Genomic DNA, 20751 nt, shown 5'->3' on the forward strand with positions numbered 1-20751 from the left:
GCTCACCGCCCGGCCACCGGGCGCGCGCTCTCGCCGTGCCGCAGCAGATGGACGGTCACCTCGGGCGCGGCCACCGCAGCCTTCCGTACGAACTCGTCGCCCGGCGCGTAGAACTCGTGCGGCCTGACCCCGTCCAGGCCGATCGGCCAGTACGTGCCATAGTGCACCGGCACCGCCGCGCGCGGCGCCAGCCGGGCGAGCGCCTGGGCCGCGCGCCCCGCGTCGAGATGGCCGTGCCCCAGATACGGGCCCCAGCCGCCGACCGGCAGCAGCGCCACATCCACCGGGCCCACCGTCTCGGCCATGGCGTCGAAGAGCCCCGTGTCGCCCGCGAAGTACGTCCGCGACGCGCCGCTGATCACATAGCCGAGCGCGGGCGAGCGGTGCGGGCCCACCGGCAGCCGCCGCCCGTCGTGGCGCGCGGGCACCGCACGGACCCGTACCGCCCCGACCTCCACCTCGTCCCCCACGTCGACCTCCGTGATCCACAGCCCGGCCGCCGAACGGCGTGCGTCGAGCCGCCGGAGCCCCGGCACCGCCGCCGAGGCGCCGCGCGGCACGATCAGCCGGGTGCCGGGCGCCAGCCGGGCGAGCGAACGCTCGTGGAGATGGTCGCGGTGGAGGTGCGAGACGAGCACCGCGTCGGCGCGGGCCGCCTCGGGCGGCGGTACGGGGCCCGACCGGCGCCGCAGATGGGCCAGCCGGCGCACGAAGACCGGGTCCGTCAGGACCCGTACCCCGGAGTCCTCGACCGTGCAGGTGGCATGGCCCCACCAGGTGATGACAGTTCCCACGACCGACCTCAGCTCCGTCCCGCCCGGCGCGCGCGGGGGCGCGGGGTGTGCCGCCTCGCGCCCGGTGCCGCCCTTCGCCCTCAGCCTACGGCCGTCACCCGGCCGCCGTACGGGGTGCGCCCGGACGCGCGCCTCCGGCCGCCCCGTGCGCGCCTGCCTCGCGAAGGCGCGCGCGGGTTAGGGTCGGCGGAACGAAGGCAGGTCCGGGGGGACGGGGCCCGCGGTGCGCGGGGGAGCGGGGAGCGGTATGGGCGAGGTACGCGTGACGGCGATCGCCAGCCTGCTGCCGCTGGAGGAGCTGGACCGCGACCCGTTCCTCGTGGACACCCACGGCCAGCATCTGATGTGCGCGCGCTGGGCCGAGGACAAGGGGTACACCGTCACCCGCCAGCTCTACTTCTACCGGCTCCGCCCCGACCACCTCGGGCTCTGGACCGATGTGGAGGCGGGCCTGGTCGATCTCTTCGTCGCCGCCAACGACCGGGTGCTGGAGCGGGCGTTCACCTCCGTGGCCGCGTTCGCCGCGGAGTGCGAGCGGCGGGGCGTACGGCTGGAGACCGCGGGCCTCGCCGAGCCCTGCTACGACGCGGCGCGCAAGGCCGAGGTGCACCGGCGGCTCTCGATCCCGGCGAAGGCGCGCCCGGCGCCCGCCGGGCCTCCGGCGGCCCGGTGAGCGCCGTACGCCGGTAGCGGCGTACATCGGTAGCGCCGTACGCCGGTGGCGCCGTACGCCGGTGACGTGCGCCCGTGCGGCGCGCGCCCCGCCGCGCACCGCACGCCCGGACGCGCGCCCCCGAGTGACCGCTCCCTCAGGGGACCACTCCCTAAGGGGCGCCCCTTGAGGGGCCGTTACCCCCGGGTGCCCTTCCCCTAGGGGCCGGATCCCGTAAGGGGCGTACCGGACAGGGCTCCGGTTCCGCCCGGCCGTGTGCGACGCTGGGGACCGGGCCCGTGAACCGTACGGGGCCGGAGCTGAGGTGGCGGGGCGGCGTGGGCGAGGGGCGTGGGCGGGGGCGTTGGCGTACGACGGGCCGGGCCCTGCTGCGGGTGATCGTGGTGTGGGCGGTGTCCACGGTGACGATGCTGGTGCTCGCGGGGGTGCTGCCCGACTTCCAGCTCCAGTCCGCCGACGGCGACAGCTTCACCCGGATCGCGGTCACCGCCGCCTGGGGCGCGGGCGTCTTCGGGCTCCTCGGGGCGCTGGTCTGGCCCCTGCTGGTACGGGCGCTGCTGCTGGTGCCCGCCCTCGTCCTCGGACTGCTGGTCTTCTTCCTCAACGGCTCGCTGCTGCTGGTCGCGCTCCGGCTCATCCCGGACGGGCGCGGCGCCGCCGACCCCCGTACCGCCGTCGTGGTCGCCGCCGTGATGTCCGCCGTCGCCTCCGCCACCTCCACCGCGCTCGCGGTCGGTGACGACGACGCCGTCCGGCGCCGGCTCTCCCGGCTCGCCGGACGTGGGCGGCGCGGCCGCAGGGGCCGCGGGGGCCGCGACGGCGGCGGCCCCGAGGAGGCGCCGGGCACCGTCTTCCTCCAGCTCGACGGGGTGGGCCACCAGGTGCTGCTGGACGCGGTCGCCGCCGGGAGCGTGCCGCACCTGGCGGGGTGGCTGGGCGAGCATCCCACCCACCGGCTGACGCCCTGGCGCACCGACTGGTCCAGCCAGACCGGCGCCAGCCAGCTCGGCATCCTGCACGGCTCCAATCACGACGTCCCCGCCTTCCGCTGGTACGAGAAGGAGAGCGGCCGGGTCATGGTCAGCAACCGCCCGGCGAGCGCCGCCGAACTCCAGCGCCGCGCCATCGAGCGCACCGGCGACGGCGGGCTGCTCACCTTCGACGGCGCCAGCCGGGGCAACCTCTTCTCCGGCGGCGCCGACCAGCTCGCCCTGGTGCTCTCCATCGCCGCCCGGCGCGGCCGGGCCAACCGCTCCCGGGCCGGGTACTTCGCGTACTTCTCCGACCCGGCCAACGCCGTCCGTACGGCCCTCTCGTTCGCCGCCGACGTCTGCCGCGAGATCGGCCAGTCGACCCGGGCCAGGATCAGGGGCGACCGGCCCCGGGTGAGCCGGGGCGGGCTCTACCCGTTCATCCGGGCCTTCGCGACCGTCGTGGAACGGGACGTCGTGGTGACGGCGGTCCTCGGCGACATGCTGGCGGGCCGTACCGCCGTCTACGCCGACCTGGTCGCCTACGACGAGGTCGCGCACCACTCGGGGCCGCGCTCCCGGGACGCCGCGCGGGTGCTGACACGGCTCGACCGGGCCGTCGGACTGATCGCCAGGGCCGCCGAGCACGCCCCGCGCCCGTACAGGATCGTGCTCCTCTCCGACCACGGCCAGAGCCCCGGCGAGACCTTCGAGGGCGCGTACGGGCTCACCCTGAAGGACCTCGTCCTGGCCGGCTGCGGGCTCCCCCTCTCCCGGCGCGCCCGGCGGACCAGGAGCGGCGCCGAGGCCCGCGACGCCGCCCGCCACGCCGTCCTCGGCCCCGTCAGGGCCGCCCTGAACCGCCCGGAGCCCGCCGAACCCAACGACGCCTACGAGGCCGCGGAGCGCGGTGTGCCGGCGCGGGGCGTACGGGAGCGGACGGCACCCGGGGCGGGCGCCCCGGAGCGCACGGAAGGGGCGACGGGCGCCCCGGAGCCTACGGCGCCCGCCGCGGGTGCCGTCGGCTCCGGAGCACGCGCGGCGGGCGCCGAGCCCGCCCCGGCGCGCGCCCCGGCGCCGGTCGTGCTCGCCTCCGGGAACCTCGGCCTGATCTCCTTCCCCGACCTGCCGGGGCGGGCCAGCCGGGAGGAGATCGACCGCCGCCACCCGGCGCTGCTCCGTACGCTCGCCGCCCATCCGGGGATCGGATTCCTGCTGGTACGGAGCGAGGAGCACGGCTCCGTGGTGCTGGGGCCCGGCGGCGCCGAGGTCCCCGTCGCCGAACTGGCGGACGACGGACCGCTCGCGGCGATGGGTCCCGGCGCGGCGGACGCGGTGCGGCGCGCCGACACGTTCCCGCATGTCGCCGACGTCATGGTCAACTCGACCTGCGACCCGGCGACGGGTCGGGTGCACGCCTTCGAGGCGCAGATCGGCTCGCACGGCGGGCTCGGCGGCGACCAGGGGCGGCCCTTCCTGCTCTCCCCGCTGGTGCTCTCGGCGCCGGTGGAGGACGGCGGTGAACTCGTCGGCGCGGAACGGGTGCACACCGTCCTCCGGCGCTGGTTGCGGGAGGCCGGCGGGCCCCAGGTGCCGCTCCCGCCGCCCGGCGCGACCGCCCTGGCCGAGGGGCCCGCCGAGGCGAATGTGTTCTCTGCCGGAGCACGCACGACCGAGAACGAGCGGGACCCGGCGTAGCGCGCGTCCCCCGTGCGAGCGGTTTCCGCCGGTAGCAGGACCGGCGGTGGCCGCGCCTGGGCAGGGGTGGCATGTCCCAGGAGGTCATGCCCATGCGCAGTGCCCCGGCTCCCGCCCAGCGCGCCACCGTCGCGTATGCCACGGCCGCGCACCGCGCCGCCGTGCGCCGGGCCGTGGTGGTGGCGCTGCTGGTGCTCGTCGCGCTCCTGGGCCTCTCCTTCTCGCCCTGCTCCGCGGCCGTACGGGCCGCCGCGCCACAGCCCCCCGTCTCCGGCACCTCCGCACCGTCGGACCCGGGCGGCGACGGGCAGCAGGACACGGCCGAGACCGACCAGCACACCGACCCGGCCAGGACCGAGCGTCCGGTGCGGGCCCGGGTGGAACCGCCGGCCCTCGCCGCCCCGTACGGCGCCCGGCCCGCCCCGTATCCGAGCCACCGCCTCCTCGCGGGACCCCCGCGCGCGGCCGGCTCGACGCGCTGTGTGGTGCTGCGCTGCTGACCGGACCCGCCTCCGCGCGTCCACCGGGCTCCCCCACGGCGTCCCGCACGCCGGGCCCGCCCGCTTCAGCAGCACGTTCACCCCCTTCGTCAGCGTGAGGACACAGCCATGCCCATCGACGCCTTCGCCGCGCTCAACGCCATGATCCGGGCCGAGGCCGCGCGCGCCGGAACCCCCAAGCCGCGCCGTCGCACCCCGGCCCCCGACCCGGCCGCCACCGAACCCCCCGCCCCTGAGACCGCTCCCGACCCCGACCCCGAGCCCGAACTCGTCGCCGCCGCCGGGGAGCCGGCCGAGCGGGCGCCCGGGGAGCGGGCACCGGGCGAGGGCGGTACGGCGGCGCGCTGACCGCCGGCCGGCCCGGCCGCACCCGTACATCCGTACCCGCGTGGTGCGTACGGGTGCGGCCGGGCCCCGCTCAGCCGTCCCCGCGCGCGAGGCTCTCGCGTTCGATCAGCCGGGGGAGCGGGACCTGTACGGTACGGGCCGCGCCGCCGTCGAGGAGGCGGGTCAGCTCCCGCGCGGCGATCCGGCCGAACGCGACCGCGTCCCGGGAGAGCGCCGTCAGCCAGGGGGTGACGAGCCGGCAGAGCGCCGAGTCCTCCCAGGAGATCACCGAGACATCGCCGGGCACCGCGCGCCCGAGCCCGGCCGCGACCGCCGCCCCGGCGGCGGCCATCACATCGTTGTCGTAGATCAGGGCGGTCGGCGGCCGCTCCTCCTCCAGCACCCGGCGGGTCACCGCCGCGCCCTGGGTGTCGGAGTAGTCGGTGGTGAGCGAGCGGACCTCGGTCAGCCCGTACCGCGCGGCCTCGGCCCGGAGCGAGCGGGTCCGCCGCTCGGTGTGGGCGAGCGAGGAGGGCCCCGCGATATGGACGACCCTGCGGTGCCCCAGCGCGTGGAGCCGTTCCACCACGGCGGCCATCGCGCCCGCGTCGTCCGCCCGTACCCGGCTCAGCGCCGGGTGCGTACGGGTGTCGCCGTCCGGCAGTTCGCCGATGACGACGGCGGGCAGCTCCAGCTCGTCCAGGAGCCCCGGGCGCGGGTCGTCGGTCCGCGGGTCGACCACCAGGACGCCGTCCACCCGGTGCTCGGCCCACCAGCGGCGGTAGACCGCGCACTCGGCGGTGACGTCCTCCACCACCTGGAAGAGGAGGCCGAGCTGACGTTCTGACAGGATCTCCTGGATGCCGGAGATGAGGTGCAGGAAGAACGAGTCGACGCCGAGGGAGGCCGCCGGGCGGGCCAGCACCAGGCCCACCGTGGCCGAGCCCTCGCCGGAGAGCGCGCGGGCGGCCGTACTGGGGCGCCAGCCGAGCTGTTCCGCCACCCTGCGGACCCGGTCGCGGGTGATCTCCGAGACGCCCGGCCGGTCGTTGAGGGCGAAGGACACGGCGCTCTCCGAGACCCCGGCGCGCTGCGCGATGTCCTTCATCGTCGGGCGGCGCGCCGGAGTGCGCCGGACGGTGGACCGCTCCGAAGGCCGGTCGGCTGTCACCCCGGATACCCCTTCCTGCCGCATTTCCCGCCGTATTTCCTGCCGTATCGGACGAGCGGCCCTCAGCTAGGACCAATGCGTTTGAGTCGCGGCATCCTAAAGCGCATTAGTCTTCGGCTGCAACTAATGGCCGTCGCCCGACGTGACCTGGGCTTAAACCAGCCGTCAACACCTTTGTGGCCAGAATGTGTTGACTTTCGCGCGAGGTCATTGCAAGGTCTGCTGGGCATAGGAGTCGGGACGATGGCGTCCCGGCTCGCCGAACGCATGTACCTGGTCCGAGCAGAAGGAGCCGTCCACCGTGCGCATCTCCCGAAGAGCAGTCGCCCTCGCCGCTGTTCTCGCCACCGTCCTGCCGCTCAGCGCCTGCGGTGGAGGATCGTCCGACGACAGTTCTTCCGACGCCTCGGGTGAGATCAAGGGGAAGATCACCTTCCAGACCTGGAACCTCCAGGCCAACTTCAAGGACTACTTCAACGGGGTCATCAAGGACTTCGAGAAGGAGAACCCCGGCACCACGGTGAAGTGGGTCGACCAGCCCGCCGAGGGGTACGCGGACAAGCTGAGCGCCGACGCGGCGGGCGGCACCCTCCCGGACGTCGTCAACATCGCCCCCGACCTGGTGGCCCCGCTCGCCAAGGCCGGACTCGCGCTCGACCTGGACCAGGACAAGACGGCCTCCTCGTACGCCAAGGAGTATCTGCCGGACGCCTGGAAGAGCCACCAGATACCGGGACTTGAGGGGACGTACGGCTTCCCCTGGTACCTGAACACCGGCCCCACCTTCTACAACAAGCGCCTCTTCAGCGAGGCCGGGCTCGACCCCGAGAAGCCCCCGACCACCTACGACCAGGTCTTCTCGGACGGGCTGAAGATCGCCAAGCAGTCCAAGGGCGAGATCGCCACCCTCGCCCAGGTGCCCACCATCGAGGACTTCGGCCGCTACGGCGTCTCCCTGATGAACGACAAGGGCACCGAGTTCACCTTCAACGACGCCAAGGGCGTCGAGATGCTCACCGAGTACAAGAAGCTCTTCGAGGCCAAGGCGCTCGACCCGCAGGCACTCACCGCGACCCCCGAGTCCTCCGGCACCAAGTTCCTCACCGAGTCCGTGGCGATGAACCCGGGCAGCGCCTTCGACCTGGAGAACTTCAAGAAGAAGGCCCCGAACCTCTACAAGAACATCGGCATCACGGACCAGATCAGCAACACCGGCAAGGTCAACATGTACGTGATGGGCGTGATGGTCAACTCCAAGACCAAGGAGAAGCCCGCCGCCGTCGCCTTCGCGCACTACGTGACCGACGCGACCCGCCAGATGTCCTTCGCCAAGCAGGTCGCCATCTTCCCGAGCACCGAGGGCTCGCTCGACGACCCGTACTTCACCAAGGAGGACGGCACCGACGAGACCCGGGTGCGCATCGCCGCCGCGCAGTCCCTGAAGAAGGCCGAGAACTACACGCCCGTCCTGTTCAACGAGCAGATGAAGACGGAGCTGCGCAACCAGGTCGCCAAGGCGCTCCAGGGCAAGCAGTCCCCGCAGGCCGCGCTCGACCAGGCCGTCGAAGCGTGCAACCGTCTGCTCAAGCAGAGCTGAGAGCCGAGCCCCGCACCATGAAAAGCACCACCGCCCCCCGGGCGCTCTCCTCCGACTCCGCCGCGGCGGGGTCCACCTCCCGGAGCTTCGGCTCCGGCGGTGGGCCCCGCCGCGGGCGCGCCCCGGGGATCCGGCGTCAGCACACCGTCAGTCCCTGGCTCTTCGCGGCCCCCGGACTCCTGATCGTCGGCACCTTCAGCCTCTACCCGTTCCTCAGCACCGTGGTCAACTCCTTCACCGACCGCCGGACGCTGATCGCCGGCAGCTTCGTCGGGCTGGACAACTTCCGCGAACTGCTCCACGACGACATGTTCTGGATCGGGCTGCGCAACAGCACCCTCTACATGCTCGGCGTCGTCCCGGCCCTGGTGCTGCTGCCGCTCCTGCTGGCACTCCTCGTCCAGCGGCAGATCCCCGGCATCGGCTTCTTCCGCTCCGCCTTCTACACGCCCGTCGTCGCCTCGATCGTGGTGGTCGGCCTCATCTGGGTCTGGCTCCTCGACGACCGGGGGCTCGTCAACTGGCTGCTGGGGATCGTCGGCATCGACCGGATCAGCTTCCTCAGCGACCAGTGGCTGCTGCTGCTCAGCGCGATGACGGTGACGGTCTGGAAGGGCCTCGGCTACTACATGATCATCTACTTGGCGGCGCTGGCGAACGTGCCCCGTGAACTCCACGAGGCCGCCTCCGTCGACGGGGCCGGCGCGGTCCGCCGCTTCGTCACCGTCACCGTGCCCGCCGTACGCTCCACCATGGTCCTGGTCGGCGCGCTCTCCTCGGTCGCCGCCTTCAAGGTCTTCTCCGAGGTCTATCTGCTGGCCGGCCCCAGCGGCGGCCCGGCGGGGGAGGACACCACCCTCGTCATGCTCGTCCAGCGGATGGGCACCGGGCTCAGCGGCCGGGTCGGCTACGCCTCCGCGCTCTCCGTCGTCATCTTCGTCGTCACGGTCGCCCTGATGCTGCTGGTGCTGCGCGCCGACCGCAAGGAGGACGCGTGACCATCCTGAGGACCATCGACGCCGAAGGCCGGCGCATCGCGCCCTGGCAGCTCGTGCTCCGCTACGCCCTGCTGCTCGTGATGCTCGCCGTCATGGTCGGCCCCTTCCTCTGGCAGCTCTCCACCTCCCTCAAGGGCCCGACGGAGGACATCTACAGCTACCCGCCCTCCTTCTTCCCGGGCGAGCCGACCCTGCACAACTACGCCGAGGTCGCCCGGATCATCCCGGTGTGGGACTACGCGCTCAACTCCCTGAAGGTGGCCACCGCCAACGTTGTCACCAACTGCGTGGGCGCCGCCCTGGCCGGATACGCGCTGGCGCGGCTGAGCTACCGGGGGCGCAAAGCCGCGATGCTGGCGTTCATCCTCGCCATGCTCGTCCCCGTCGAGGCCATCATCATCGCCCAGTTCACCACCATGCGGGACCTCGGCCTCAACAACACCCTCATCGGGGTGCTGCTGCCCGGCTGCGTCGGCGCGATGAACGTGCTGCTCATGCGGAACGCCTTCCTCAGCCAGCCGCGAGAGGTGGAGGACGCCGCCTTCGTGGACGGCGCCAACGTCTGGCAGCGCTTCCTGTGGATCTCGCTCCCCGGGGTCAAGGGCACCCTCGCCGTGGTCGCGATCTTCTCGTTCATGGGCGCGTGGGACGACTTCCTCTGGCCGCTGATCGTCCTCAGCGACCCGGAGAACTTCACCCTGACCGTCGGACTCAACTACCTCCAGGGCACCTTCGTCCAGGACCCCCGGCTCGTCGCGGCCGGGACGATCATCGCGGTGGCCCCGCTCATCCTGCTCTTCGCCTGCCTCCAGCGGTACTTCTTCCGGGGCGTCGGCGAAGGCGCGATCAAGGGCTGACCCGCCTCTCTCCGCACCCCGTACTCCCCTCCGTACCCCCGCACTCCGATCCGTACCTCTCACCGCCCCTCGCCCCAGAACCAGGACACCGTCGCCCCCATGAGCACTGCCGCACCACGCTTCGGCGTCAACTACACGCCCAGCCAGGGGTGGTTCCACCACTGGCTGGACTTCGACCTGGACGACGTACGGGCCGACCTGGACTCGATCGCGGCGCTCGGCCTCGACCACATCCGGGTCTTCCCGCTCTGGCCGCTCTTCCAGCCCAACCGCACCCTGATCCGGCCGCGCGCCGTCGAGCAGCTCGTCCAGCTCGCCGACGCCGCCGCCGAACGCGGTCTGGACGTCAATGTCGACGGGCTCCAGGGCCATCTGTCGAGCTTCGACTTCCTGCCCGCGTGGACCCGTACCTGGCACCGGCGGAACCTGTTCACTGACAACGATGTCGTCTCCGGACAGGCCGCCTACCTCAGAACCCTCGCCGCCGCCCTCGCCGACCGGCCCAACTTCATCGGCATGACCATCGGCAACGAGATCAACCAGTTCTCGGGCCCGCCCCACCCCGACCCCGACCCGGTCACCCCCGACCAGGCCGCCGCGTGGCTCCGTACCCTGCTCGCCGCCTGCGAGGAGGGCGCCCCCGGCAAGCTCCATCTGCACGCCGAGTACGACGCCGCCTGGTACCAGGACGGCCACCCCTTCACCCCCGAACAGGCCGCCACCCTCGGTGCCGTCACCGCCGTGCACTCCTGGGTCTTCAACGGCACCGCGCAGCGCCACGGCAGGACCGGCACCGCCACCGAGCACCACGCCGCCTATCTGATCGAACTCGCCAAGGCGTGGGCCCGCACCCCGGACCGGCCGGTCTGGCTCCAGGAGGTCGGCGCCCCCGCGCCGCTCATCCCGGCCGAGAACGCCGCCGCCTTCACCGAGGCCACCGTCGCCAACGCGCTGGACTGCGCCGACGTCTGGGGCGTCACCTGGTGGTGCTCCCACGACGTCTCCCGCTCCCTCGCCGACTTCCCGGAACTGGAGTACGGCCTCGGGCTGCTCACCAACGACCGGAAGGTGAAACCGGCCGGCGAGGCACTGGCCCGTACGGTCGCCGCCTGGCGGGAGCGGAGTTACGCGCCCGCGCCCCGCACCCTCGGGCTCGTCCTGGACACCGGCGGCGACGAGTCCGCGCCCGCCCGCGCCACCTGCGCACCCGGCGGCGCCTTCTTCGAGGCGTTCGCCCGGCTGACCGCCGAGGGCGCCCGGCCCGCCGTGGTCCTCGCGAGCCGGGCCGAGGACACCGCGTACCTCGGCTCCCGCTCCGTCACGGAGCTCGTCCGCCCGGACGATGTCGCCTGACCGGACACCCCGGTCACACTGGACCCCGGCACCCCACGGTCCACCGAGAACCCGCAGGCCACCGAAAACCCACAGCCCACCCGGAACCCACGGTCTCCCACCGCACCACCCACCCCAGGAGCACCCGCTATGCACGACGACCGCACCCTGGTCGAAGGACGCCTCAAGCGCGTCCTCGCCGAACGCATCCGGCCCGCCGTCTACCCCGAGTCGATCCCGCTGGACGTCGCCGTCTGGCACGCGCCCGGTGAGCCCGTCCCCGTCGCGGAGGGCATCGCGGGACCCGCCGAGCCGGTCTCGGCCGGCGACCGCTGGGGCGCCCCCTGGGGTACGAGCTGGTTCCGCGTCTCCGGCACCGTCCCCGCCGCGTGGGCGGGCCGGACCGTCGAGGCCCTGCTCGACCTCGGCTTCGACGAGAACATGCCCGGCTTCCAGTGCGAGGGCCTTGTCTACCGCCCCGACGGCACCCCGGTGAAGGGCCTCAACCCGCGGAACCAGTGGGTCAGGATCGGCGCCCCCGCCGAGGGCGGCGAAGAGGTCGTGCTCCACATCGAGGCCGCCTCCAACCCGGTGATCCTCGACTACCACCCCTTCCTGCCGACGCAACTCGGCGACAAGGAGACCGCGGGCGACGAACCCCAGTACACCCTGGCCCGGATGGACCTCGCCGTCTTCGACGAGAACGTCTGGAACCTCGTCCAGGACCTGGAGGTGCTCGGCGAGCTGATGGCCGAACTCCCCGTGGAGGGCGCCCGCCGCTGGGAGATCCTCCGTGCGATCAGCCGCGCCCTCGACGCGGTCGACCTCCAGGACGTCAACGGCACGGCCGCCGCCGCCCGCGCCCACCTCGCCGAGGCGCTGGCCACCCCCGCCCCGGCCACCTCCCACCGGATCGGCGCGGTCGGCCACGCCCATATCGACTCCGCCTGGCTCTGGCCGCTGCGCGAGACGGTCCGCAAGGTCGCCCGTACGACGGCGAACATGACCGCCCTGCTGGAGGACGAGCCCGAGTTCATCTTCGCGATGTCCCAGGCCCAGCAGTTCGCCTGGATCAAGGAGCACCGCCCCGAGGTCTACGCCAAGGTCAAGAAGGCCGTCGCGGAGGGCCGGTTCGTGCCCGCCGGCGGCATGTGGGTCGAGTCCGACACCAACATGCCCGGATCCGAGGCGATGGCCCGCCAGTTCGTGCACGGCAAGCGGTTCTTCCTCGACGAGTTCGGCATCGAGAACGACGAGGCGTGGCTCCCCGACACCTTCGGTTTCGCCGCCGGGCTGCCCCAGATCATCAAGGCCGCCGGATCCAAGTGGCTGCTCACCCAGAAGATCTCGTGGTCCACGATCAACAAGTTCCCCCACCACACCTTCCGCTGGGAGGGCATCGACGGCACCCGGATCTTCACCCACTTCCCGCCCGTCGACACCTACAACTGCTCCATGACGGGCGAGCAGATCGCCCACGCCGCGAAGAACTTCAAGGAGAAGGGCGTCGCCCGGCGCTCCCTCGCCCCCACCGGCTGGGGCGACGGGGGCGGCGGCACCACCCGTGAGATGGTCGCCAAGGCGGCCCGGCTGCGCAGCCTCGAAGGCTCCGCCACCGTCGAGTGGCAGACCCCCGGCGACTTCTTCGCCCAGGCCGAGGCCGAGTACCCCAACCCGCCCGTCTGGGTCGGCGAGCTCTACCTGGAACTGCACCGCGCCACCCTGACCAGCCAGGCCAAGACCAAGCAGGGCAACCGGCGCAGCGAACACCTCCTCCGCGAGGCCGAGCTGTGGGCCGCCACCGCCGCCGTCACGACGGGCGCCGCCTACCCGTACGAACTCCTCGACCGGGTCTGGAAGACGGTACTGCTCCACCAGTTCCACGACATCCTGCCCGGCTCCTCCATCGCCTGGGTGCACCGCGAGGCCGAGAAGACCTATGGCACGGTCGCCGCGGAGCTCACCGGCGTCATCGGGGCCGCGCAGCGCGCCCTCGCCGGCGACCCCGAGGGCGGCCTCCCGCTCGCCTTCAACGCGGCGCCGCACGCCAGGGGCGGCGTCCCGGCGGGCGCGGCGGGCGTGCCGGGGAGCGGCGCCGCCCCGCAGCTCACCGCGCGCGACGGCGGCGGGTTCGTGCTCACCAACGGCCTGCTGGAGGTCGAGATCGACGGCCGGGGCCTGATCGTCTCGGCGTACGACATCAGCGCCGAGCGGGAGGCGATCGCCCCCGGCGAGGCCGCCAACCTGCTCCAGATCCACCCCGACTTCCCCAACCAGTGGGACGCCTGGGACGTCGACGCGTTCTACCGGAACACCGTCACCGACCTGACGGAGCTGGACACGCTCACCGCGATCGGGGCCGACGAGGAGACCGGCGGCGCCGGGACCGTCGGGGTCCGTGTCGTACGGAGCTTCGGGGAGTCCACGGTCACCCAGCTCCTCACCCTCGCGCCGGGCGCCAAGCGGCTCGACATCGACACCGAGGTCGACTGGCACGAGACCGAGAAGTTCCTCAAGGCCGCCTTCCCGCTCGACATCCACGCCGAGCGGTACGCCTCCGAGACCCAGTTCGGCCATGTGTACCGGGCCACCCACACCAACACGAGCTGGGACGCCGCCAAGTTCGAGGCGTGCAACCACCGCTTCGTGCACCTGGAGGAGCCCGGCTGGGGCGTCGCCCTGGTCAACGACTCCACCTACGGCCACGACGTCACCCGTACGGTCCGGGGGTCCGACGCCGGGACGACCACCACCGTCCGGGTCTCGCTGCTCCGCGCCCCGCGCTTCCCCGACCCCGAGACCGACCAGGGCGTCCACCGTTTCCGCCACGCGCTGGCCCCCGGCGCGGGGATCGGCGACGCTGTACGGGAGGGCTACCGCGTCAACCTGCCCGAGCGCCGGCTCACCGGATCGAAGGAAGTCGCTCCGCTGGTCACCGTCGACAACGACGCGGTCGTCGTCAGCGCGGTCAAGCTGGCCGACGACGCGAGCGGCGATGTGGTGGTACGGCTCTACGAGGCCACCGGCGGCCGGGCCAAGGCCCGGGTCGGCCTCGGCTTCGCGGCCACCGGGATCGCCGTCACCGACCTGCTGGAGCGCCCGCTCACCGCAGCGCCGGAGGGCGCGCAGGCCGCCCCCGAAGTGCGGGACGGCGCGGTCCTGCTGTCGCTCCGTCCGTTCGAACTGGTCACGCTCCGGCTGACCAGGGGCTGACCGGCACCGGGCGCTCACGGCCGGCCCTCCGGGGCCGTGCCGCCCCGGGCCTGGGCGGAGACCAGGTCGAGAAAGGCCCGTTCGTTGCCCGCGAGCCCCGCCGCCGTGAGCGCCGCGTCGGCCTCCTCGATCGGGGCCGCGAGCAGCGGCGCGGCCAGCCCGGCCCGGACCGGGTCGTCCAGCACCGCCCGTACGGCCGCCAGCAGCCGCAGATAGGCGCGGGCCGCGGTCTGCTCGTCCGCCGCGCCGGGGGTGCGGGACGTGATGGTCGACATGTCGCTTCCTTCCCATGAACCGGAGTGGGCCCGGCGGCCCCGGGACCTTCCCGGAAAATCCACCGGACCCTCAAGTCTGGTTCATGGGTCTGACAATGGGGTGTGCGCCGCTCCCCGCGCGGCGGTCACGCCCGTACGGGGAGCGGCGCTCACTCCTCGACGAGCATCCCCGCGCGCAGCCGGGTCAGGATGCGGTTGAGCAGCCGCGACACATGCATCTGCGACACGCCCAGCTCGGCGCCGATCTGCGACTGCGTCAGCTCCTGGCCGAAGCGCATCTCCACGATGGCGCGCTCACGGTCGCCGAGCTGTTCCAGCAGCGGCGCCAGGGCATGGAGGTTCTCGACCTTCTCCATCGCCGGATCGGCCTCGCCCAGCACATCGGCGAAGGTCCGCCCGCCGCCGTTGGTGCCGTCCTCGCCGGTGGGCATGTCCAGCGAACCGGCGGTGTAGCCGTTGGTCGCGACCAGGCCCTCGATGACCTCCTCCTCGGTGAGCCCGAGGAGTTCGGAGAGCTCCTTGACGGTCGGGTCCCGGTCCAGGGCCGTCGCCAGGTGCTCCTTCGCCTTGGCCAGTTCGACGCGGAGCTCCTGGAGCCGGCGCGGAACATGGACGGCCCAGCTCGTGTCACGGAAGAACCGCTTGATCTCGCCGACGATGTACGGCACGGCGAAGGAGGTGAACTCCACCTCGCGGGAGAGGTCGAACCGGTCGATCGCCTTGATCAGGCCGATCGTGCCGACCTGGAGGACGTCCTCCAGATCGCCGCCGCCCCGGTTGCGGAAGCGGCCGGCGGCGAACCGTACGAGCGACTGGTTCATCTCGATCAGCGTATTGCGGGCGTACTGGTATTCGGGCGTGCCCTCTTCGAGGTCCCGGAGCCGGTCGAAGAAGAGCTTCGACAGCTCCCGGGCGTCTCTCGGCGCGACCCGCGCCGGGTCCTCGATACGGGGCAACTCCCCGGTGGTGCCCGGCGCCGTGGGTGAGCCGGCCAGGACGACGCCCGCCATCTGCTCGGCCTCGACGGCATCCACAGTCCTGGTCGTCATGACACTCACCCTCCAACGCAGCGGTCCGTACAGGATGCGCTTGTGCCCCCGCTCGGAGTTCTCATTCCCCGTTTCCGCGAAAAGTTTCCCGCGTCACCCCGGAACCGGGCTCCGCCCTACCCGTTGACCTTCGCCGGATCGCCGCCCAGCCGCCGGCCCTCGTCCAGGGCGGCGAACGCGGCCAGGTCGTCGCCGTCCAGCTCGAAGCCGAAGACGTCGAAGTTCTCCCGGATCCGGGACGGCGTCACGGACTTGGGGATCGCCACGTGCCCCGTCTGGAGGTGCCAGCGGAGCACCACCTGGGCCGGTGTCCGCTCGTGCTTGCGGGCGATCGCCACCACCGTGGGGACCTCCAGCAGCCCCTTGCCCTGGCCCAGCGGCGACCACGCCTCGGTGACGATGGAGTGCTCGGTGTGGTAGGCGCGGGACGCGGCCTGCTGGAACTGCGGGTGCAGCTCGATCTGGTTGACCGCGGGGACCACGGAGGTCTCGCCGGCCAGCCGCTCCAGGTGCTCGGGGAGGAAGTTCGAGACCCCGATGGCGCGGGCGCGCCCGTCGGCGAGGATCTTCTCGAACGCCTTGTACGTGTCGACGTACAGGTCCTTGGCCGGGAGCGGCCAGTGGATCAGATAGAGGTCGACATGGTCGAGGCCGAGCCGGGAGAGGGAGGCGTCGAACGCGCGCAGAGTCGCGTCGTACCCCTGATCGCCGTTGCCGAGCTTCGTGGTGACGAAGAGTTCCTCGCGCGGGATGCCCGAGGCGGCCAGGGCCCGGCCCGTACCCTCCTCGTTGGCGTAGAGGGACGCGGTGTCGATCGAGCGGTAGCCGGCCTCCAGTGCCGTCGCCACGGCCCGCGTCGCCTCGTCGTCCGGCACCTGCCAGACGCCGAAGCCGAGCTGCGGCATCTCGATGCCGTTGTTCAAGGTGAGGGAGGGGACCTTGCTCACGAGGTGTCGATCCTAACGTCGTCGGTTTCTGCTCGCCCCAACGATCTCAGAGCCCGGCCGATTCCCGACGGGCGGGGAACCGCTCCCCTCCCCGCCGGCCGGCGCCTCACCGGTAGAGCGCGGCGACCTCCGCCGCGTACGACGCCTCGATCGCCTTCCGCTTCAGCTTGAGCGACGGCGTCAGCAGCCCCCGCGCCTCGCTGAAGGGGTGCGCCAGGATCCGGAACGTACGGATCGACTCGGCCTGCGAGACCGCCGTGTTCGCGGCCACCACCGCCCGCCGGATCTCCGCCTCCAGATCCGGGTCGCGCACCAGTTCGGCGGCCTTGAGCGGCGGCTTGCGGCGCAGCGCGAGCCAGTGGTCCACGGCCTCCTGGTCGATGGTGACCAGCGCCGCGACATACGGCCGGTCGTTGCCGACCACCAGGCACTGCGCGACCAGCGGATGGGCCCGCACCCGCTCCTCCAGCACCACCGGCGATACGCTCTTGCCGCCCGAGGTGACCAGGATCTCCTTCTTCCGCCCGGTGATGGTCAGATAGCCGTCGTCGTCCAGCGCCCCGATGTCCCCGGTGGCCAGCCACCCGTCGTGCAGGGCGTCGTCGGTCGCCTTCGGGTCGTTGAGATACCCCGCGAAGATCTGGCCGCCGCGCAGCCACACCTCGCCGTCGTCCGCGATATGCACGGAGGTGCCGGGGATCGGCCGGCCCACGGTGCCGAACCGGGTGCGCTCCGGCGGGTTGGCGGTGGCCGCCGCACAGGACTCGGTGAGCCCGTACCCCTCGTAGATCCGCACCCCCGCGCCCGCGAAGAAGAGCCCGAGCCGCCGGTCCATCGCCGACCCGCCCGACATGGCGTGCCGCACCCGCCCGCCCAGCGCCTCGCGCAGCCGCGCGTACACCGCCCGGTCGAAGATCTGGTGCTGCATCCGCAGCGCGGCGGAGGGGCCGGGGCCGAGGTCGAAGGCGCGCTGCTCCTGGGCCTCCGCGTACCGCACCGCCACCTCGACGGCCTTGTCGAAGGCCGGGGCCCTGCCCTCCGTCTCGGCCCGCCGGCGCGCCGCGTGGAAGACCTTCTCGAAGATGTACGGCACGGCCAGGATGAACGAGGGCCGGAAGGCGGCCAGATCGGGCAGGAGCGCGCTCGCCTGGAGCGCCGGCTGATGGCCGAGCCTGACCCGGCCGCGCACCGCCGCGATCTCGATCATCCGGCCGAAGACATGCGAGAGCGGCAGGAAGAGCAGCGTCGACGCCTCCTCGCCCCGCCTGCCGCCGAAGACCGGGCCCCAGCGCGCCAGTACGGTGTCCGCCTCGAACATGAAGTTCGCGTGGGTGATCACACACCCCCGGGGGCGCCCCGTGGTGCCCGACGTGTAGATCACCGTGGCCACCGAATCGGGGGTGACGGCCGAGCGGTGCCGGTGCACCACCTCGTCGTCGAGGGCGGCGCCCGCCGCGTACAACTCCTCCACCGCGCCCGCGTCGAGCTGCCAGAGCCGCCCCAGCCCGGGCAGCCGGTCGATGACCGAACCGACGGTCATCGCGTGGTCCTCGTTCTCGACCACACACGCCGAGATCCCGGCGTCGTGCATCATCCAGTGGATCTGCTCGGCGGAGGAGGTCGGGTAGACGGGCACCGGCTGGGCGCCGACGGACCAGAGCGCGAAGTCGAAGAGGGTCCACTCGTAGCGGGTACGGGACATGATCGCGACCCGGTCCCCGAACCGTACGCCCTGCGCCAGCAGCCCCTTCGCCAGCGCCAGCACCTCGTCCCTGAAGGCCGCCGAGGTGACGTCCCGCCAGACGCCGCCCGCGTCCTTGCGGCCCAGCGCGACCCGGTCCGGTTCGTCCAGGGCGTGGTCGAAGACGGCATCGGCGAGCCCGCCGGCGTAGGGCGTGGCCGGCAGCGGGGGGACGGTGAACTCGCGCAATGGCCTGGCTCCTTGTGGCGCTCCGCACAGCCCGGTGACGGTACCCGAACCCGCGAACCGGGGGGAGGGTGCCCGGAGAACCGGTGCGCCTCCCCAAAACCGCAGGCCAGCGCGTCACTGAGGGTGCGAAGGGGCAGGTGGTGAGCCCCATCAGACCCCGGAACAAGCGGGCAACGGGGGAATCTCCACCGAATCCGTACGCCGCGCACACCGGCGCTCTACCATGGCGGACGTTCTGGTACGCATCTGATGCCCCGCCCGGCGCGCTCCGCCCCCGGCGGGGCGGACACCGCCGGTCACGCCACCCGTGCCGCCCGGATCACCCCTCGGCGGGGGCGCGGTGCAGCCGGTCACCGCTCGCCAGGATAGCCGCGGCCAGCGCGTCCGCCGCCTCCCGCGTCGCCGGGCCCGCCCGCCCCGGCCCCGAGGCGCCGCCGTCCAGCAGTACGAACTCCACCCCGCCCAGCTCCGGCAGCCCCGCCTTGGCGGTCACCGGCACCAGGCCCGGCGGGATCAGCCCCCGGGTGTGCGCCATCACGCCGAGCCCCGCCCGGGCCGCCGCGATCAGCCCGCTCAGACTCGCGCTCGTACACGCCACCCGCCACCGCCTGCCGTGCGCCTCCAGCACCTCCAGCGCACGGGCCCGGGTGATCCCCGGCGGCGGGAAGAGAATCAGCGGAACCGGACGCTCCGGGTCGATCCTGAGCTGCGGCGCCCCGATCCACACCAGGCCGGAGCGCCAGACCAGCCGGCCATGGGTGTCGCCGGGCCGCCGCTTGGCCAGCACCAGATCGAGCCCGCCCGCCGCGAGCCGCTGGTGCAGGGTGCCGGAGAGCTCGACGGTCAGCTCCAGGTCGACCTCCGGGTGGTCGCGCCGGAAGGACTCCAGGATCTCCGGGAGCCGCGTCAGCACGAAGTCCTCGGAGGCGCCGAACCGCAGCCGCCCGCGCAGCCGCGTCCCGGTGAAGAAGGCCGTGGCCCGGTCGTGCGCGGCGAGGATGGTCCCGGCGAAGCCGAGCATGGCCTCACCGTCCTCCGTCAGCTCCACGCCGTGCGTGTCCCGGGTGAACAACGGCCGCCCCGTGGCGTCCTCCAGCCGCCGCACATGCTGGCTCACCGTGGACTGCCGTACGCCGAGCCGCCGCGCCGCCTGGGTGAAGCTCAGCGTCTGGGCGACGGTCAGAAAGGTGCGGAGTTGTCCGGGATCGTACATACCCCCAGGGTAGAGCCCCATCGCGAAACGTGATGACAGTCAGGTCGGCATCCGGGATTCCCGATCGACGGGGCGGGGCGCAAGCTGGAGAGGCCCGATCCGCATCCGCATCCGGATCCGCCCCTGATCCCGATCCCGACACAGCCAGCAGTTGGAGCACATGAACCGCCGCACCATCCCGAACGCCCTCTCCCGGCTGCCGGTCGACCCGTACGTCCTGACCCTCCTCGCCACCGTCGGCCTCGCCGCCCTCCTCCCGGTCTCCGGCACCGCCGCGCAGGTCGCGGGCGGCGCCACCACCGGGGCGGTGGCGCTGCTCTTCTTCCTCTACGGCGCCCGCCTCTCCACCGCCGAAGTCGTCGAGGGCCTGCGCCACTGGCGCCTCCACCTCACGGTGCTGGCCTGCACCTTCGTCCTCTTCCCCCTGCTGGGCCTGGCGGCGAGGGGCCTCGTCCCGTTCGCCCTCACCCCGCCCCTCTACAGCGGGCTGCTCTTCCTCTGCCTGGTGCCCTCGACGGTCCAGTCGTCCATCGCCTTCACCTCGATCGCCCGGGGCAATGTCCCCGCCGCGATCTGCGCGGGCTCCTTCTCCAGCCTCCTCGGCATCGTGCTCACCCCGCTCCTGGTCGCGCTGCTGATCGGCGGCGGAACGGCGGGCTTCTCCACGGACTCCCTGGTCAAGATCGTCGCCCAGCTCCTTCTCCCCTTCCTCGCCGGCCAGCTCCTCCGCCGCTGGGTGGCCGGTTTCCTGACCCGCCACAAGAAGGTGCTGGGCCTGGTCGACCGGGGCTCGGTGCTGCTGGTCGTCTACACCGCGTTCAGCGAGGGCGTGGTCACCGGTATCTGGCACCAGGTCACCCCGGCGCGGCTGGGCGTGCTGCTCCTGGTGGAGGCGGTGCTGCTCGCGGCGATGCTGACGGTGAGCTGGTACGGGGCGAAGCGGCTCGGCTTCGTACGGGAGGACCGGATCGCCATCCAGTTCGCCGGCTCCAAGAAGAGCCTGGCCGCCGGACTCCCCATGGCCACGGTCCTCTTCGGCGCCCAGGCCGGCCTGGCGGTCCTCCCCCTGATGCTCTTCCACCAGATGCAGCTCATGGTCTGCGCCGTCCTGGCCAAACGCCGCGCCAAGGACCCGGAGCCCCGGCCGACGCAGGGGGCGCTCCTCATCGGCCGGGGGCTGTCCCGTGCGGCGGGAGGGGATCGCAC

The 20751-nt window shown here is 72.8% G+C and carries 16 protein-coding genes and 1 pseudogene; 10 read left to right on the plus strand and 7 right to left on the minus strand.

Going from position 1 to position 20751, the window contains the following annotated elements; all coding sequences use genetic code 11:
- Positions 1–2: 2 nt before the first annotated feature.
- The gene (locus AB0O07_RS03120) at positions 3–794 is read right to left on the minus strand and encodes an MBL fold metallo-hydrolase (RefSeq protein WP_365625942.1); all 792 of its coding nucleotides are present in this window, start codon (positions 792–794) and stop codon (positions 3–5) included.
- A gap of 247 nt (positions 795–1041) precedes the next feature.
- On the opposite strand from AB0O07_RS03120, the gene AB0O07_RS03125 reads away from it, so the two are divergent.
- From AB0O07_RS03125 to AB0O07_RS03140, 4 genes are all read left to right on the plus strand, one after another.
- Entirely contained in the window at positions 1042–1467 is a 426-nt protein-coding gene (locus AB0O07_RS03125; RefSeq protein ID WP_365625945.1) for a hypothetical protein, read from the plus strand.
- A gap of 317 nt (positions 1468–1784) precedes the next feature.
- Entirely contained in the window at positions 1785–4136 is a 2352-nt protein-coding gene (locus tag AB0O07_RS03130) for a phage holin family protein (RefSeq protein ID WP_365625948.1), read from the plus strand.
- 86 nt (positions 4137–4222) lie between these two features.
- A complete protein-coding gene (locus tag AB0O07_RS03135; protein ID WP_365625951.1) occupies positions 4223–4636 on the plus strand; it encodes a hypothetical protein in 414 nt (137 codons plus the stop codon).
- A gap of 108 nt (positions 4637–4744) precedes the next feature.
- The gene (locus AB0O07_RS03140; RefSeq protein WP_365625954.1) at positions 4745–4984 is read left to right on the plus strand and encodes a hypothetical protein; all 240 of its coding nucleotides are present in this window, start codon (positions 4745–4747) and stop codon (positions 4982–4984) included.
- Between the two features lie 70 nt (positions 4985–5054).
- Here the strand turns inward: AB0O07_RS03140 and AB0O07_RS03145 are convergent, their stop codons facing one another.
- Positions 5055–6071, minus strand: coding sequence for a LacI family DNA-binding transcriptional regulator (locus AB0O07_RS03145; protein ID WP_365627945.1), 1017 nt, complete (start codon positions 6069–6071; stop codon positions 5055–5057).
- A 364-nt stretch (positions 6072–6435) separates the two neighbouring features.
- On the opposite strand from AB0O07_RS03145, the gene AB0O07_RS03150 reads away from it, so the two are divergent.
- The 5 genes from AB0O07_RS03150 (at position 6436) to AB0O07_RS03170 (ending at position 14131) form a co-directional block, all read left to right on the plus strand.
- Positions 6436–7731 carry an extracellular solute-binding protein gene (locus AB0O07_RS03150; RefSeq protein WP_365625957.1) on the plus strand — a complete coding sequence of 432 codons (1296 nt, stop codon included), beginning with the start codon at positions 6436–6438 and terminating at the stop codon, positions 7729–7731.
- A 17-nt stretch (positions 7732–7748) separates the two neighbouring features.
- A complete protein-coding gene (locus tag AB0O07_RS03155; protein WP_365625960.1) occupies positions 7749–8729 on the plus strand; it encodes a sugar ABC transporter permease in 981 nt (326 codons plus the stop codon).
- On the plus strand, positions 8726–9586 hold the full coding sequence (locus AB0O07_RS03160) for a carbohydrate ABC transporter permease (protein WP_365625963.1): 861 nt from the start codon (positions 8726–8728) through the stop codon (positions 9584–9586). Before AB0O07_RS03155 ends, AB0O07_RS03160 begins: the two co-directional genes overlap by 4 nt.
- A 99-nt stretch (positions 9587–9685) precedes the next feature.
- The gene (locus tag AB0O07_RS03165; RefSeq protein ID WP_365625966.1) at positions 9686–10939 is read left to right on the plus strand and encodes a glycosyl hydrolase; all 1254 of its coding nucleotides are present in this window, start codon (positions 9686–9688) and stop codon (positions 10937–10939) included.
- A 129-nt stretch (positions 10940–11068) separates the two neighbouring features.
- The gene (locus tag AB0O07_RS03170; RefSeq protein WP_365625969.1) at positions 11069–14131 is read left to right on the plus strand and encodes a glycoside hydrolase family 38 C-terminal domain-containing protein; all 3063 of its coding nucleotides are present in this window, start codon (positions 11069–11071) and stop codon (positions 14129–14131) included.
- A gap of 14 nt (positions 14132–14145) precedes the next feature.
- On the opposite strand, the gene AB0O07_RS03175 is transcribed toward AB0O07_RS03170, so the two are convergent.
- The 5 genes from AB0O07_RS03175 to AB0O07_RS03195 form a co-directional block, all read right to left on the minus strand.
- Positions 14146–14406 carry a hypothetical protein gene (locus tag AB0O07_RS03175; RefSeq protein ID WP_365625972.1) on the minus strand — a complete coding sequence of 87 codons (261 nt, stop codon included), beginning with the start codon at positions 14404–14406 and terminating at the stop codon, positions 14146–14148.
- Between the two features lie 149 nt (positions 14407–14555).
- Positions 14556–15416: an RNA polymerase sigma factor SigF gene (locus AB0O07_RS03180; protein ID WP_365627948.1), complete on the minus strand. Its 861-nt coding sequence runs from the start codon at positions 15414–15416 to the stop codon at positions 14556–14558.
- 155 nt (positions 15417–15571) lie between these two features.
- Complete coding sequence (locus AB0O07_RS03185) at positions 15572–16402, minus strand: aldo/keto reductase (protein ID WP_365625975.1); 831 nt, start codon at positions 16400–16402, stop codon at positions 15572–15574.
- 106 nt (positions 16403–16508) lie between these two features.
- Complete coding sequence (locus AB0O07_RS03190; protein ID WP_365625978.1) at positions 16509–18332, minus strand: AMP-binding protein; 1824 nt, start codon at positions 18330–18332, stop codon at positions 16509–16511.
- A gap of 319 nt (positions 18333–18651) precedes the next feature.
- Positions 18652–19545, minus strand: coding sequence for a LysR substrate-binding domain-containing protein (locus AB0O07_RS03195; RefSeq protein ID WP_365625981.1), 894 nt, complete (start codon positions 19543–19545; stop codon positions 18652–18654).
- 160 nt (positions 19546–19705) lie between these two features.
- On the opposite strand from AB0O07_RS03195, the pseudogene AB0O07_RS03200 reads away from it, so the two are divergent.
- A pseudogene (locus AB0O07_RS03200) lies at positions 19706–20683 on the plus strand (bile acid:sodium symporter family protein); the annotation flags it as partial.
- Positions 20684–20751: the final 68 nt, after the last annotated feature.

This window comes from Streptomyces sp. NPDC093085, from assembly GCF_040683935.1.
Taxonomy (GTDB): Bacteria; Actinomycetota; Actinomycetes; order Streptomycetales; family Streptomycetaceae; genus Streptomyces.